Origin of the sequence: Streptomyces sp. NPDC053541, from assembly GCF_044544705.1 — a bacterium.
GTDB lineage: Bacteria > Actinomycetota > Actinomycetes > Streptomycetales > Streptomycetaceae > Streptomyces.
This window is the reverse complement of the sequence record NZ_JBITXM010000001.1, coordinates 259,508-274,619: the sequence shown is the minus strand read 5'-3', so window position 1 is coordinate 274,619 and position 15,112 is coordinate 259,508. Positions and strand designations below refer to the sequence as shown.

The 15,112-nt window shown below is 75.1% G+C and carries 13 protein-coding genes; 4 read left to right on the top strand and 9 right to left on the bottom strand.

Annotation, left to right across the window (positions count from 1 at the left end; all coding sequences use genetic code 11):
• Window positions 1–95: 95 nt before the first annotated feature.
• The 6 genes from ACIGW2_RS01425 to ACIGW2_RS01400 form a co-directional block, all read right to left on the bottom strand.
• Entirely contained in the window at window positions 96–1,700 is a 1,605-nt protein-coding gene (locus ACIGW2_RS01425) for an acyl-CoA carboxylase subunit beta (protein ID WP_399840505.1), read from the bottom strand.
• Window positions 1,697–3,397: an acyclic terpene utilization AtuA family protein gene (locus ACIGW2_RS01420; RefSeq protein WP_399840503.1), complete on the bottom strand. Its 1,701-nt coding sequence runs from the start codon at window positions 3,395–3,397 to the stop codon at window positions 1,697–1,699. The genes ACIGW2_RS01425 and ACIGW2_RS01420 overlap by 4 nt, the downstream gene beginning before the upstream one ends.
• Window positions 3,394–4,191 (bottom strand): TIGR03084 family metal-binding protein, encoded by a 798-nt coding sequence (locus tag ACIGW2_RS01415; protein ID WP_399840502.1) that lies wholly within the window; start codon window positions 4,189–4,191, stop codon window positions 3,394–3,396. Before ACIGW2_RS01415 ends, ACIGW2_RS01420 begins: the two co-directional genes overlap by 4 nt.
• Before the next feature lie 191 nt (window positions 4,192–4,382).
• Window positions 4,383–4,895, bottom strand: a complete 513-nt coding sequence (locus ACIGW2_RS01410; protein WP_399840922.1) for a DinB family protein — start codon at window positions 4,893–4,895, stop codon at window positions 4,383–4,385.
• A 205-nt stretch (window positions 4,896–5,100) separates the two neighbouring features.
• Window positions 5,101–5,283 carry a DUF1272 domain-containing protein gene (locus tag ACIGW2_RS01405; RefSeq protein ID WP_356061092.1) on the bottom strand — a complete coding sequence of 61 codons (183 nt, stop codon included), beginning with the start codon at window positions 5,281–5,283 and terminating at the stop codon, window positions 5,101–5,103.
• Window positions 5,284–5,328: 45 nt separating this feature from the next.
• On the bottom strand, window positions 5,329–6,264 hold the full coding sequence (locus tag ACIGW2_RS01400; protein ID WP_399840920.1) for an EamA family transporter: 936 nt from the start codon (window positions 6,262–6,264) through the stop codon (window positions 5,329–5,331).
• Window positions 6,265–6,471: 207 nt separating this feature from the next.
• On the opposite strand from ACIGW2_RS01400, the gene ACIGW2_RS01395 reads away from it, so the two are divergent.
• Window positions 6,472–7,413 (top strand): LysR family transcriptional regulator, encoded by a 942-nt coding sequence (locus ACIGW2_RS01395; protein WP_391653342.1) that lies wholly within the window; start codon window positions 6,472–6,474, stop codon window positions 7,411–7,413.
• Between the two features lie 48 nt (window positions 7,414–7,461).
• A complete protein-coding gene (locus ACIGW2_RS01390; protein ID WP_356061087.1) occupies window positions 7,462–8,169 on the top strand; it encodes a DNA alkylation repair protein in 708 nt (235 codons plus the stop codon).
• A gap of 37 nt (window positions 8,170–8,206) precedes the next feature.
• Here the strand turns inward: ACIGW2_RS01390 and ACIGW2_RS01385 are convergent, their stop codons facing one another.
• Window positions 8,207–8,950 (bottom strand): helix-turn-helix domain-containing protein, encoded by a 744-nt coding sequence (locus ACIGW2_RS01385; protein ID WP_399840500.1) that lies wholly within the window; start codon window positions 8,948–8,950, stop codon window positions 8,207–8,209.
• 294 nt (window positions 8,951–9,244) lie between these two features.
• Here ACIGW2_RS01385 and ACIGW2_RS01380 point away from each other — a divergent pair, with 294 nt between their 5' ends.
• Complete coding sequence (locus ACIGW2_RS01380; RefSeq protein WP_399840498.1) at window positions 9,245–9,913, top strand: DUF4097 family beta strand repeat-containing protein; 669 nt, start codon at window positions 9,245–9,247, stop codon at window positions 9,911–9,913.
• Window positions 9,914–9,950: 37 nt separating this feature from the next.
• On the opposite strand, the gene ACIGW2_RS01375 is transcribed toward ACIGW2_RS01380, so the two are convergent.
• Window positions 9,951–12,806: an FAD-binding and (Fe-S)-binding domain-containing protein gene (locus ACIGW2_RS01375; protein ID WP_399840496.1), complete on the bottom strand. Its 2,856-nt coding sequence runs from the start codon at window positions 12,804–12,806 to the stop codon at window positions 9,951–9,953.
• Between the two features lie 51 nt (window positions 12,807–12,857).
• Here ACIGW2_RS01375 and serC point away from each other — a divergent pair, with 51 nt between their 5' ends.
• Complete coding sequence (serC, locus tag ACIGW2_RS01370; RefSeq protein ID WP_361574696.1) at window positions 12,858–13,976, top strand: phosphoserine transaminase; 1,119 nt, start codon at window positions 12,858–12,860, stop codon at window positions 13,974–13,976.
• Window positions 13,977–14,088: 112 nt separating this feature from the next.
• Here the strand turns inward: serC and ACIGW2_RS01365 are convergent, their stop codons facing one another.
• Window positions 14,089–15,078, bottom strand: coding sequence for a WD40 repeat domain-containing protein (locus tag ACIGW2_RS01365; protein WP_399840495.1), 990 nt, complete (start codon window positions 15,076–15,078; stop codon window positions 14,089–14,091).
• Window positions 15,079–15,112 lie beyond the last annotated feature (34 nt).

Below are 15,112 nucleotides of genomic sequence, written 5' to 3'. Positions count from 1 at the left end.
TCCCGTGGAGTGCGGTCCGGTCGTCGGCGCGGGCGCCGGCCCGGCCGTCGTCTCGGCCGTCGGCTCGGTTGTCGGATCGGTCATCAGCGCAGGCCTCACATTCGGAAGACGCCGAAGCCGCCGCGCGCGCCCTCGACCGGTGCCGTGTGGATCGCGGAGAGGCACAGTCCGAGGACCGTGCGCGTGTCGCGCGGGTCGATGACCCCGTCGTCGTAGAGCCGCCCCGAGAGGAACATCGGCAGCGACTCGCTCTCGATCTGCGCCTCGACAAGGGCGCGCAGGCCCGCGTCCGCCTCCTCGTCGTACGGCTGTCCCTTCGCGGCGGCGCTGGCCCGCGCGACGATGGACAGGACGCCGGCGAGCTGCTGCGGGCCCATGACGGCCGACTTGGCGCTGGGCCAGGCGAAGAGGAAGCGCGGGTCGTAGGCGCGGCCGCACATGCCGTAGTGCCCGGCGCCGTAGGAGGCGCCCATGAGGACGGACAGGTGGGGGACCTTCGAGTTCGACACCGCGTTGATCATCATCGCGCCGTGCTTGATGATGCCGCCCTGCTCGTACTCCTTGCCGACCATGTAGCCGGTGGTGTTGTGCAGGAAGAGCAGCGGGACGTCGCGCTGGTTGGCCAGCTGGATGAACTGGGCGGCCTTCTGCGACTCGGCGGAGAACAGCACGCCCTGCGCGTTGGCGAGGATGCCCACCGGGTAGCCGTGCAGCCGGGCCCAGCCGGTCACCAGGCTCGTCCCGTAGAGCGGCTTGAACTCGTCGAAGTCGCTGCCGTCGACGATCCGGGCGATCACCTCGCGCGGGTCGAAGGGGGTCTTCAGTTCACCGGGCACGATCCCGAGCAGGTCCTCGGGGTCGTACTTCGGCGGCTCGACGGCGAGCGGGTCGGGATCGGGGTGCGCCTTGCGGTGGTTGAGGCGGGCGACGATCCGGCGGGCCTGGCGCAGCGCGTCGGGTTCGTCGAGGGCGTAGTGGTCGGCGAGGCCGCTGGTGCGGGCGTGCATCTCGGCGCCGCCGAGGGACTCGTCGTCGCTCTCCTCGCCGGTGGCCATCTTGACCAGCGGCGGGCCGCCGAGGAAGACCTTCGAACGCTCCTTGATCATCACGGTGTGGTCGGACATGCCGGGAACGTAGGCGCCGCCGGCGGTCGAGTTGCCGAAGACCACGGCGATGGTGGGGATGCCGGCGGCGGAGAGCCGGGTGAGGTCGCGGAAGAGCGCCCCGCCGGGGATGAAGATCTCCTTCTGCGAGGGCAGGTCGGCGCCGCCGGACTCGACGAGCGAGATCACGGGGAGGCGGTTGGCGAAGGCGATCTCGTTGGCCCGCAGCGCCTTCTTCAGGGTCCACGGGTTGGAGGCGCCGCCGCGCACGGTGGGGTCGTTGGCGGTGATCAGGCACTCGACGCCCTCGACCACCCCGATGCCGGTGACCAGGGACGCCCCTACGGGATAGTCGCTGCCCCAGGCGGCGAGCGGGGACAGCTCCAGGAAGGGCGAGTCGGGGTCGACCAGGAGCTCGATCCGCTCGCGGGCGAGGAGCTTGCCGCGCCGCCGGTGGCGTTCGGTGTACTTCTCGCCGCCGCCCGCGAGCGCCTTGGCGTGCTCGGCGTCGAGGGCGGCGAGTTTGTCGAGCATGGCGGCGCGGTGCGCCGCGTGGTCCGGTCCGCCGGTGTCGAGGGCGGAGGCGAGGACGGTCACGGGGCTTCCTCCAGGAGGGCGGCCGGGATGTCGAGGTGACGGGAGCGGAGCCATTCGCCGAGGGCCTTGGCCTGCGGGTCGAACCGGGCCTGGGAGGCGACGCCGGCGCCGAGGATGCCGGCGATCGTGAAGTTGAGCGCGCGCAGCCGGGGCAGGACGTGCCGGGTGACGGCCAACCCGGCGGTTTCCGGCAGGAGTTCCTTCAGCCGCTCGACGGTGAGGGTGTGCGCGAGCCAGCGCCACTCGGCCTCGGTGCGCACCCACACGCCGACGTTGGCGTCGCCGCCCTTGTCGCCGCTGCGGGCCCCGGCGATCCGGCCGAGGGGCGCCCTGCGGGTGGGGGCGTGCCGGGGCGGCGGTTCGGGCAGCGGCGGCTCCGGTACGGGGGCGAGGTCGGCGGTCCTCGGCGGTACGGGGATCTCCCTGCGGGTCCCGTCGGGCAGCACCGCCGTGTGCGGGACCTCCCCGACGGGGACGGAGGTGCTCGCGAAGACCCCGTAGGGGGCGCCCTTGCCGGGCGGGGCGGTGACGTGGAAGCCGGGGTAGCTGGCGAGGGCGAGTTCGATCGCGGCCCCCGTCAGGGCGCGGCCGACCTTCTCGGGGTCGGGGTCGCGGACGACGAGCCGGAGCAGGGCGCTGGCCGTCTCCTCGGTGGCGGCGTCGGGGTGGTCGGTGCGGGCGAGGTCCCAGCGGATCTCGGCGGGCGGGTGCTTCGCGAGGGCGTCGTGGAGCTGCTCGCGCACGAGCGCGGCCTTCGCCTCGACGTCGAGGCCGGTGAGGACGAAGACGACCTCGTTGCGGAAGCCGCCGAGCCGGTTGAGCCCGACCTTGAGGGTGGGCGGCGGCGCCTCGCCCCGTACGCCGTCGATCCTGACCCGGTCGGGGCCGTCCTGGGTGAGCCGCACGGTGTCGAGGCGGGCGGTCACGTCGGGGCCGGGGTAGCGGGCGCCGGCCGTCTCGTAGAGCAACTGGGCGGTGACCGTGCCGGTGTCGACGAGGCCGCCGGTGCCGGGGTGCTTGGTGATGACCGAGCTGCCGTCGGCGTGCAGTTCGGCGACGGGGAAGCCGGGGCGGCGGAAGAGGCGGGGGTCGTGGGCGGTGAAGAAGGCGTAGTTGCCGCCGGTGGCCTGGGTGCCGCACTCCAGGACGTGCCCGGCGACGACCGCGCCCGCCAGTTCGTCGTACGCCTCCGGGCCCCAGCCGAAGTGCCACTGGGCGGGGCCGGTGACGAGGGCCGCGTCGGTGACCCGGCCGGTGACGACGACGTCGGCCCCGGCGGCCAGGCACGCGGCGATGCCGGCGCCGCCGAGGTAGGCGTTCGCGGCGAGGGCGCCGTCCCGGGCGGGCAGCCGGTCGCCCTCGACGTGTGCGATCCGGACCGGCAGGCCGAGCCGGCCGGCGAGGGCGCGCAGGGCGTCGGCGAGCCCGGCGGGGTTGAGGCCGCCCGCGTTGGCGACGATCCTCACCCCGCGTTCGTGGGCGAGCCCGAGGCCCTCCTCCATCTGGCGCAGGAAGGTCTTCGCGTACCCGGCGGACGGGTCCTTCAGCCGGTCGCGGCCGAGGATGAGCAGGGTGAGTTCGGCGAGGTAGTCGCCGGTGAGGACGTCGAGTTCGCCGCCGGTGAGCATCTCCTTCACCGCGTCGAAGCGGTCGCCGTAGAAGCCGGAGGCGTTGCCGATCCGCAGGACGTCCTTCACGCGGCCCCCTCCCCCGTGGCGGCCCGGCCGGTGCCCGCCGGGCCCGCGAAGGCCTGGGCGATGGTCAGCCAGTGGGCGGCGTCCGTGCCCTCGGCGACCAGGGCGGTGTCGTCGCGGTGCACGCGCTGGGTGACGAGCAGACAGAAGTCGAGGGCGGGGCCGGTGATCCGCTGCGGTGCGTCCTCGGGCCCGTAGACCCACGACTCCCCGCCGGGGGCGGTGAGTTCGACCCGGAAGGGTTCGGCGGGCGGGGTGAGGCCGCGCACGAGGTAGGCGTAGTCCCGGGCCCGCAGCCCGATCCAGGCCACGTGCCGCAGCCGCGCGGTCGGCTCGCGTACGGCTCCGAGGGCGTCGGCCACGTCCTGGCCGTGCGCCCAGGTCTCCATCAGCCGGGCGGTGGCGAGCGAGGCGGCGCTCATCGCCGGCCCGTACCAGGGGAACCGCGTCCCGGGCGGCGCGTCGGCCAGGACCCGGTGCAGGCGCTCGCGGCCCGCCCGCCAGCCGGCGAGCAGTTCGGCGGGCGGCAGCTTCGCGCCCTCCTCCGCGCCCTCGTCGACGAAGCGCTCGGGCGCGGCGAGTGCCTTCGCGGTCTCGGCGGCGAAGGCATCGGGGTCGGTCGCGGCGAGCAGCGCGGCGGCGTCGGTCCAGGCCAGGTGGGCGATCTGGTGGGCGACCGTCCAGCCCGCGGCGGGGGTGGGAAGCGCCCACTGCTCCTCGGTCAACCCGGCGACCAGGGCGTCGACTTCGGCACTCTCGGCACGCAGGTCGGCGAGGACCTCGGCGGGGTCGGACACGGTGCGCTCCCCTCGGGGACGGGCGGGTCACGGACGTGCGTGAGGAGCATGGCAGCCGGGCCAGAAACAATCAAGCGTGCTTGCTTTAGTTTTTCGGGCGCCCGGGGCGCGGAGGTGCGGCCGGATCCGGGCACGCGAAAGGGCCGGGGCTGCGGCCCCCGGCCCTTCCCGCGCGCCCCTGGGGGCGGCCCCTACTGACCGACGCGCCCGTCGACGCACTCGCGCAGCAGGTCGGCGTGCCCGCAGTGGCGGGCGTACTCGTCGATGCGGTGCACGAGCAGCTCGCGGATCGCGATCTCGTCGGGGCCGACCCGCTCGCCCAGGTCGGCGTACGCGGCGAGCGCGGCGTCCGTCTCCGCCTGTTCGCGCTCCAGGTCGCGGAAGGCCCCCGCGACCACCTCGGGGTCGGCGACGGCGCCGTGGAAGTCGGCGTCCCGCGCCCCGTACAGCTTCGGCCGCCGGTGCTCCGGGCCGAGCCAGCCGCGCCAGTCCCGCTCGACCTCGGCGAGGTGCCGCACCAGACCGAGCAGCGACATGGTGGACGGCGGCACGGAGCGGCGGGCGAGCTGCTCGGCGTCCAGGCCCTCGCACTTCATGCGCAGGGTGAGGCGGTAGTCGCGGAGGAAGTCCTGCAGGGTGGCGAGCTCGCCGTCGGGGCCGGGGCCCTGCTTGTTGCGGGGGTCGTCGTCGGGGTCGGCCCACATGTCGGGGTAGACGGTCGCGGTGGTCCACCGCTCGGGGATCTCGGGGCCGTCGGGGGTGCCGAGTCCGTCGAGGCCCTCGGGGGTGCCGCTGGGTTCGTATGCGTGTCCGGTCACCCCCGCATCGTGGTGCGCGAAGGGGTGCGCCCGCCACCGAGTTGTTCACGGTGACGGGCGCGGGGCGCGGGGCCGGTCCAGGCGGGCGCGGTCAGGCGGTGGCGCGGCGGGGCCGGGCGACCAGTTCGCCGCCGCAGTTGGGGCACACGTCGTGCATCGCGTCCGCGCACGGGACGCAGAAGGTGCACTCGTACGAGCAGATCCGGGCGGGATCGTCGAGGGCGAAGGTGGTCGTCTCGCAGCGTTCGCAACGCTCGCGCATCTCAAGGGCCATGGCGCCATCCTGGCCCATGGCCGGACGCGGGCGGTCGGGCGGGGGTCAGGAGGCGGCGCGGGCGCCGACCTGGGTGCGGACGGCGCCCATGCTGGCCGCGATGACGAGGGCGATGGCGAGCGCGTCGGTCAGGCCGAGGGACTGGTGCAGGACGAGGAAGCCGGCGGTGGCGGCGATGGCCGGTTCCAGGCTCATCAGGATGGCGAAGGTGGGCGCGGGAAGGCGGCGCAGGGCGAGGAGTTCGAGGGTGTAGGGCAGCACGGAGGACATCAGGGCGACCGCGAGGCCGAGGCCGATGGTCGAGGGCACGAGCAGCCGGTCGCCCGCCGAGACGATGCCGAACGGCAGGCTGATGACCGCGCCCACGGCCATCGCGAGGGCCAGCCCGTCGGCCTGCGGGAAGCGGCGGCCGGTGCGGGCGCTGAAGACGATGTAGGTGGCCCACATGGCGCCGGCGGCGAGTGCGAAGGCCGCGCCGAGCGGGTCGAGCCGGCCGAGGCCGCCGCTGCCGAGGCCGCTGAGCAGGAAGACGCCGCCGAGCGCGAGTCCGGCCCACAGCAGGTTCACCAGGCGCCGGGAGGCGAGGACGGAGAGCGCGAGCGGGCCGAGCACTTCGAGGGTGACGGCGGCGCCGAGCGGGATCCGGGCGACGGAGAGGTAGAAGAGGATGTTCATGCCGGACATGGCGGCGCCGAAGGCGAGCACGGTGCCCCAGTCGGCGCGGCCGTAGCCGCGCACCTTGGGCCGGCAGGCGATCAGGAGCACGGCGGCGGCCAGGATGAGCCGCAGGGTGACCACGCCGAGGGCGCCGGCCCGGGGCATGAGCAGCACGGCGACGGCGGAGCCGAACTGTACGGAGAGCCCGCCGGCGACGACGAGCGCGACCGGCCCGAGGCGGCGCGCGGACCGCCCGGCACCGGCACCGGCGACGGGGACGGCCGAGGAAGCGGGGGCGGGGGGTGCCGCCGGGGTGGCGGCGATGTCCTTGACCGGGCTGTCCACCGGCGTACTCCTTGCCTTGCTGTCTGCGGGGGCCCGCACCAGGATGAGTCCATAGTGATGCACTGCGTGGTTCAGAGTAATGGACTGACGGGGTGGGCCCGGAAGCCGGTCCCCTCGATGCGGAACCCGGCCTCTCGGTACGAAAGCCTCCGCTTTCACGCTACGAGCCTCCGCGCGGTACCGGAAATGCCGATTGCGCTGCGGTTATGCTCCGCACGCATGAGCCGTACGCACATCGAGCTCCGCCATCTGCGCTGCTTCCTCGCCATCGCCGAGGAGGGCAACCTGACCCGGGCCGCCGCCCGGCTGCACCTGACCCAGCCCGCCGTCTCCCGCACCCTCGCGGCCCTGGAGAAGCACCTCGGCGTCCGGCTCGTGGAGCGCTCGACCCACCACCTGGCCCTCACGGCGGACGGGCGGGACTTCCGCGAGCGGGCCGCGGCGGCGGTCGCCGCGTTCGACGCGGCCGTGGCCCCGGACCGCCCGCCGCACCGCCCGCTCCGGCTCGGCCACGCCTGGTCGGCCTTCGGCCCGTACACCACTCCCCTGCTGCGCCGCTGGCAGCGCGAACACCCCGAGACCCCGCTCGAACTCCGGCGGATCGACGACCGCACCGCCGGGCTGCTGCGCGGCGAGGTCGACGCGGCGCTGCTGCGCGGTCCGGTCGACGTGCCGGGCCTGGCGACGGAGGAGCTGCTGCGCGAGCCCCGGGTGGCGGCGCTTCCCGCGGACGGCGAGCTCGCCGCGCGGACCGAGCTGACGCTCGCGGACCTGGCGGACCGGACCGCCGTCCTCAACACCGTCTCGGGCACCACCACGCTCGACCTGTGGCCCGCGGACCGCCGGCCCCGCGCGACCCTCACCGTCGCCAACACCGACGACTGGCTCGCGGCCATCGCGGCGGGCCACGGCATCGGCGTCTCCTCCGCCTCGACCGCGGCGCTCCACCCGCACCCGGGCGTCGCCTACCGCCCGCTGTCCGACGCCCCGCCCCTGCCCGTCCTGCTCACCTGGCGCCCCTCGGCCCCGCACCCGGCGACCCCGGCCCTGCTCGCCCTCGCGCGCGAGATCGCGCACGCCCCGGAGCCCCCCGGGGAAGGGCGCGGGGAGGGACGCGGGAAGGGGTGACCGTCGGCGCCCTTCCGTACGCTGGGGGGCGAGACGGAGGAGGTCGGCATGGCGGAGACCGGCGCGCGGGGGACCGGCGTGACGCTGGACGAGGTGCGGGCCGAGCTGGCCGCCCTGGAGGACCCCAGAGCGCGGGCCGTGAACGAGCGGCACGGCGACGACCACGGGGTGAACCTCGGCAAGCTGCGCGCGCTGGCGAAGCGCCTGAAGACCCAGCAGGAGCTGGCGCGCGAGCTGTGGGCCACGGACGACACCGCCGCGCGGCTGCTCGCGCTGCTGATCTGCCGGCCGAAGGACTTCGGCCGGGACGAGCTGGACGCGATGCTGCGCTCGGCGCGGACGCCGAAGGTGCGGGACTGGCTCGTCGGGTACGTGGTGAAGAAGAGCCCGCACGCCGAGGAGCTGCGGGTGGCGTGGACGGCCGACCCGGACCCGGCGGTGGCGAGCGCCGGCTGGGCGCTGACCGCCGACCGGGTGGTGCGCCGGCCGGCCGGGCTCGACCTGCCGGGGCTGCTCGACGTCATCGAGGCGGAGATGAAGGACGCCCCGGACCGCCTGCAGTGGGCCATGAACACCTGTCTCGCGCAGATCGGCATCGAGCACCCCGGGCTGCGGGACCGGGCCGTCGGGATCGGCGAGCGGCTCGGGGTGCTCAGGGACTATCCGACCTCGCCCGGCTGCACCTCCCCCTACGCGCCGGTGTGGATCGGCGAGATGGTGCGCCGCAAGGAGGCCGGGGCGGCCGCGTCCGCCTGACCCCCGGCCGCCCGGCCCCGCGCCGCCCCCGCGCGCCTCACTCGGCCTCGCGGGGCGGTGTCTCCGGCGGCCGGACGTGCAGGATGTCCCGGGCCTGCTCGGCCGCGCGCGTGATGCTCTCCGAGATGAAGTCGAGGAAGCGCGCGACGTTCTCCAGGCGCACGGCGGCCGGGGTGCCGGCCCCGAGGACGCCGACGCCCCGCCGCGCGGTCTCGGCGAGCCGGGTGTTGGCGCGGGCGCTGGCGAGGGTCGACTCGTACCAGACGTCGGCATCCACGAAGTAGCGGTCGCGGCGCCGTTCGTCGCGCTCGCGCCGCACGAGCCCCTGCTCCTCCAGGAAGGCGACGGCCTTGGAGACGGAGGCCGGGCTGACCCCGAGGTGCCGGACGAGTTCGGCGGCGGTGACGCCCTCCGCGTCACTGAGCAGCAGCTGGCCCAGCACCTGGGCCGACATCCGGTTCATGCCGGAGGACATCAGGACGCCGGTGAAGGCCTCCTCGTACGCGCGCACCTCCGTCGCGTCGCGGCCGTACGGCTGCTCGGGCACGGCCCCGGCGTCGCCGGGCGCGGCCGGGCGGTGGCGCCGCTGGGCGCGCAGGCCGGTGGCGCGCTGGGCGCGGTCGGCGCGGTAGCCGGTGGGGCCGCCGTTGCGCATGACCTCGCGGGTGACGGTCGAGGTGGGGCGGTCGAGACGCCGGGCGATCTCCGCGTAGGCGAGGCCGTCGGCGAGGCCCTGGGCGATCTGCTGGCGTTCCTGCGGGGTGAGCCTGCCGCCGGGCATCGCGGTCTCCTTCGTGCTGCGGGCGCCCGCGCCTCCGCCGGGCGCGTGGTGGGCCCAGCTTAGCGTTCGCCCTCATCCCATTGCAACGCAGCTCACCCCTGACGTTGCATTAGACGCCATCCTCGTTGCAATGATTTCACCGCACTGGCCTGCAATAACGGAATTCTTACGGGACCAGCTTGTTGCCAGACCTGTGAACGCAACGTAGCTTTTTCCATGTCGGAAACACCCACGACAGCCCGGGCGCAGACCCGGGACAGACCCGGGACCCACCCGGACACCAAGGAGCCCACCATGCAGAAGTTCGCCGCCACCGCCGCCCTGTCCGTCCTCCTCGACGTCCCCGCCGGGCACGTCCGCCTCATCGCCGCCGACCGCGCCGACGCCACCGTCGAGGTGCTCCCCGCGAACGCCGGCAAGAGCCGCGACGTGAAGGCCGCCGAGCAGACCGAGATCGCCTTCGCGGACGACGTCCTGCGGATCGCCGCCCCCAAGGGCAACCAGGCCTTCGGCCCGTCCGGCGCGGTCGAGATCACGGTCCAGCTGCCGGCCGGCTCCCGCGTCGACGCCCGGGGCGCCGCCCTCGACCTGCGCGGTGTCGGGCGCCTCGGCGAGGTCGTGTGCGAGGCCGCCGAGGGCCCGGTCAAGCTCGACGAGGCCGCGAGCGCGCGGATCACCCTCCAGGCCGGTGACGTCACCGTCGGACGCCTCGGCGGCCCCGCCGAGATCAGCGCCCAGAAGGGCGACCTGCGGATCGACGAGGCCGTCCGCGGCACCGTCGCGCTGAACACCACCGCGGGCGACATCACGATCGGCGCCGCCCGCGGCGTCTCCGCCGCCCTGGACGCCGGCACCACCTACGGCCGGATCCACAACTCCCTGAAGAACGACGCCGGCGCCGACTCCGCGCTGACCGTCCGCGCCACCACGGCCCACGGCGACGTCACCGCCCGCAGCCTGTAACCCGCGGCGCCCCCGGGATGCCCGCGAGCACGGGCCCTCACCGGTCCAGCTCCTCCGCGAGCAGCTCCGCCAGATGGCGCACGTGGTACTCCGGTACCAGGTGCGCCATCTGCGTACGGCAGGAGAAACCGTCCGCCAGGACCGCCGCGCCCTCCGGCGCCGACCGCAGCGCCGGCAGCAGCCGGTCCTCGGCGCAGGCCACCGACACCTCGTAGTGCCCGGGCTCGAAGCCGAAGTTGCCGGCGAGCCCGCAGCAGCCGCCCACCAGCTCCCCGGTGAGACCGGCCCGCTCCCTCAGCCGCCGGTCGGCCGCGTCACCCAGGACCGCGTGCTGGTGGCAGTGGGTCTGGCCGGTGACCGGGCGGTCCGCCCGGGGCGGGTCCCAGTCCGGGGCCAGCTCCTCCAGGGCCTCCGCGAAGGTCCGTACGGAGCGGGCGAGCCGCGCGGCCCGCGGGTCGTCCGGCAGCAGCTCGGACAGGTCGGTGCGCAGCGCCGCCGCGCAGGACGGCTCCAGGACCACCACCGGCAGCGCCTCCGGAGCCCCGGCCATCACGTCCAGGGTGCGCCGCATCACCCGGCGCGCCGCGCCGAGCCGGCCGGTCGAGACATAGGTCAGTCCGCAGCACACCCGGCCCGGCGGCAGCGCCACGCCGAGGCCGGCCGCCTCCAGGACCCGGACGGCGGCGGCCCCGACCTGCGGGGCGAGGTGGTCGGTGAAGGTGTCCGGCCACAGGGTGAGCGCCGGCGGGCGGTCCGAGGCGCGCTCGCCGAACCAGGCCACGAACGAGCGCTCGGCGACCCGCGGCAGCTCCCGCTCCGGGGTCAGCCCCGCGAGCCGGGCCGCGAACGGCAACCGGCGCGCCGTGTCGAGCCCCGCCCCGAACCGGTCGAGCAGCCGCGGCAGCCCGCCCAGCGTCCAGTGCGCGCGCGGCCGGCGCCACGGGCGGCCCGCGTAATGCCCTTCCAGGAAGCGGGACTTGTAGGCGGCCATGTCGACGCCGACCGGGCAGTCGCTGCGGCAGCCCTTGCAGGACAGGCACAGGTCGAGCGCCTCGCGCACCTCCGCCGAGCGCAGCCCGTCCGTGATCACCTCGCCGAGCGCCATCTCGTGCAGCAGCCGGGCCCGGCCGCGGGTGGAGTGCTCCTCCTCGCCGGTCGCCCGGTACGAGGGGCACATCACGTCCGCCCCCGGGGCCGGGCCCGCCACCCGGCACTTGGCGACGCCGACGCACCGCGCCGCCTCCCGCCCGAGGCCGGCGGCCGGGCCCAGCAGGGGAAGGTTCTCGAAGCGCAGCCCGGAGTCGAGCGGCTCGGGGCGCACCAGCATCCCGGGGTTGAGGCCGCCGTCCGGGTCCCACAGGTCCTTGACCTCGCCGAACAGGGCGACCAGCCGCTCCCCGTACATGCGCGGCAGCAGCTCGGCCCGCGCCTTGCCGTCGCCGTGCTCGCCGGAGAGCGAGCCGCCGTGGGCGACCACGAGGTCGGCGACCGCCTCCGAGAACTCCCGGAAGCGGGCGGTGCCTTCGCGCGTCCACAGGTCGAAGTCGACCCTCACGTGCACACAGCCGTCGCCGAAGTGCCCGTACGGGATGCCCCGGAGGCCGAATCCGGCCAGCAGGGCGCGGAAGTCCCGCAGATAGGCGCCGAGCCGGGCCGGCGGCACCGCGCAGTCCTCCCAGCCCGGCCAGGCGTCGCCGCCGCCGGGCAGCCGGGTCGCCGTGCCGGCCGCGTCCTCGCGGATCCGCCACAGCGCCCGCTGCCCGGCCGGGTCCGCCACCACGAGCGCGTCGACGGCGTCCGCCGCCCGCACCAGCGCCTCCGCCGCGCCCGCCCCGTCCGCCTCGCAGAACAGCCACGCCCCGCCGCGCGGCAGCCCCCCGGCCGCCGCGCCCGCGCCCCGTACGAGATCGGCGGCCATGCCCTCGACGGTCAGCGGCCGGTACGGGAGCAGGCCGGCCGCCGCGTCGGCCGCGGCGGTCTCGTCCGCGTACCCGAGCACGACGAGCACCGGCTCGGCGGGCAGCGGCACGAGCCGCAGCTCGGCCTCCGTGACGATGCCGAGGGTGCCCTCGCTGCCGCAGAAGGAGCGGGCCACGTCCACCCCGCGCTCCGGCAGCAGCGCGTCCAGGGCGTAGCCGGAGATGCGGCGCGGCAGTCCCGCCGGGTAGCCGGTGCGCAGCTCGGCGAGGTGCCGGCCGACCAGCTCGGTCAGTCCGGCGGGCGCGCCCCTCCCCTCCGGGCCGGGGCGGAGCCGCCGCCCGTCGTAGGTGAGGACGTCGAGGGAGCGCACGTTGTCGGCGGTGGTGCCCCAGGCGACGGAGTGCGCGCCGCACGCGTTGTTGCCGATCATGCCGCCGAGGGTGCAGCGGGCGTGGGTGGACGGGTCGGGGCCGAAGGTCAGGCCGTGGGGGCGGGCGGCGGCCCGCAGCCGGTCCAGGACGAGCCCGGGCCGCACGACGGCGGTCCGCGCCTCCGGGTCGAGCGAGACCAGCGCGTCCAGGTGGCGGGTCAGGTCGAGCACGACACCCGTTCCGGTGGACTGTCCGCCGATCGAGGTGCCGCCGCCGCGGGCGACCACGGGCACGCCGTGCTCGCGGCACACGGCCAGCGCGGCGGCCACGTCGTCGGCGTCGCGCGGGGCGACGACGCCGAGCGGGACGCGCCGGTAGTTGGAGGCGTCCATGGTGGTCAGCGCGCGGGCGGTGACGGAGAAGTCCACGTCACCGGCGACGGCCGCGCGCAGCGCCGCCGCCAGCTCCCCGGCCGCGCCCCGCGCCCCGTCGCTCGCGCGCCGCGCCGCACCCGGTGCCGTGCCCCGCCCCGTGCCCCGTCCCGCGTCACTGTGTGCTTCGTGTGATCCCACGACTACCCAGTGTCTCAGCCTTCGTCTCATCCGGCGGACAAGCGTCTTCCCCGGCCGCCACGACCCGATACGCTCCGCCTCGTGGCCGATATCCAGATTCCCGCTGACATGAAGCCCGCCGATGGCCGTTTCGGCGCGGGCCCCTCCAAGGTGCGTACGGAGGCGCTGGACGCCCTGGCCGCCACCGGCACCTCGCTCCTCGGTACCTCCCACCGCCAGGCTCCGGTCAAGAACCTGGTCGGCGAGGTGCGTGCCGGGATCCGTGACCTCTTCTCGCTGCCCGAGGGCTACGAGGTGATCCTGGGCAACGGCGGCTCCACCGCCTTCTGGGACATCGCGACGCACGGTCTCATCGAGAACAAGTCGCAGCACCTCACCTTCGGCGAGTTCTCCTCGAAGTTCGCGAAGGCCGCGAAGCTGGCCCCGTGGCTGGCCGAGCCGACCGTGATCTCCTCCGACCCGGGCACCCACCCGGAGGCGGTGGCCGAGGCCGGCGTCGACGTCTACGCCTTCACCCACAACGAGACCTCCACCGGTGTCGCCGCCCCGCTGAAGCGGGTCGAGGGCGCCGACGAGGGTGCGCTCGTGCTCGTGGACGCGACCTCGGGCGCCGGCGGCCTGCCGGTCGACATCGCCGAGACCGACGTCTACTACTTCGCCCCGCAGAAGTCCTTCGCCGCCGACGGCGGCCTGTGGCTCGCGGCCTTCTCGCCGGCCGCCCTGGAGCGCGCCGCCCGCGTCCACGCGTCCGGCCGGCACGTCCCGGAGTTCTTCAGCCTGCCGACGGCGATCGACAACTCGCTGAAGAACCAGACGTACAACACCCCCGCGCTCGCGACCCTCTTCCTGCTCAACGAGCAGCTGAAGTGGATCAACGGCCAGGGCGGTCTCGACTGGGCCGTGGCCCGGACGAAGGAGTCCTCGGACGCGCTGTACGGCTGGGCCGAGGAGTCCAAGTACGCGACCCCGTTCGTCACGGACCCGGCGAAGCGCTCGCAGGTCATCGGCACGATCGACTTCGCGGAGGAGATCGACGCGGCCGCGGTCGCCAAGGCGCTGCGCGCCAACGGCATCGTGGACACCGAGCCGTACCGCAAGCTGGGCCGCAACCAGCTGCGCATCGCGATGTTCCCGGCGATCGACCCGGCGGACGTGCGCGCGCTGACGGCCTGCATCGACCACGTGATCGGTCAGCTGTAACGCCCCTGCCCGTAAGGGCCGTACGAGGGCCCCGCACCGGCCGTGTCCGGTGCGGGGCCCTCGCGCGTCCGGGCCTCGCACGTCCGGGCCCGCACGTCCGGGCCCGCGTGCGTCAGCCCTTCTTGAAGAGGCGCTTGAGGCCGACGACGACGAGGGTCGCCAGGCCGAGCACGATCACGCCGACGGTGAAGTTCCCCTGCTCGCCGGGGGCGGCGGCCGACGGCGACTCGGGCGTGCCGCCCGGCGCGGCTCCGGTCGGCCTCGCCGACGGGGCCGAACCGCCCCCGGACGGACGCTCCACCCGGACGACGCGGCTGTTCCTGCCCTCCGAGCCGAAGAGGAGGGCCGAGCCGTCCGGGGTGTACGTGACCGATTCGGCCTGTCCCTGGAAGGGGGCGCCGACGGGGGTGCCGTCGTCGGCGAGGCGCCCGTCCTTCCACGCGTACTCCCGGGCCGTCAGATAGCCGCGCAGCACGAGCCGCTCGCCGTCGGGCGAGAAGGCGCCGTCGGTCACCCAGGGGACGTCCCCGATGCGCCGGAAGACGTTGGTACGGGACGGGTCGAGGCGTTCGGGGCCGGCGTAGAGGCCGCCGCCGTCCTCGTTCTTGCTGGCGATGTAGACCCGGCCGGTCTTCGGATGGACCATCAGGGCCTCGGCGTTGCGGGCCCCGTCGGCGTACTTCACGTCGAACTGGGTGGCGCGGACGGTCTGGTCGCGCAGCTCCTTCGGCTCGGGGAAGCGGTAGATCCAGACGTGGTCCCAGGAGCCGTCGAGGTTGTCCCCGATGTCCCCTACGTAGACGGCCCCGTCGGGGCCGACGGAGATCGCCTCCATGTCGCGGGGCTTGCCGACGCCCTTCATGGTGAGGGTCGCGACGGTCTTTCCCGTACGGGAGTCGATGCCGTAGATCAGGGGCGCGTCCTGGTCGTTGTGCGTCCAGTAGACGCCGGGGTGGACGCGGCTGGCGGCGAGACCGCTGGACTCGGTGATCCGGGGGTCCTCGATGACGAAGTCCCGGTCGGCCGGCTCCGCGGCGCCGGCGACGGGCCCCGCGAGGAGGACGAGGGCGGCGGCCCCGGGCAGGACGAGCAGTGATCGCATGCCCTCCAGCCTGCCATGGTGGCGGCGCGGGCCG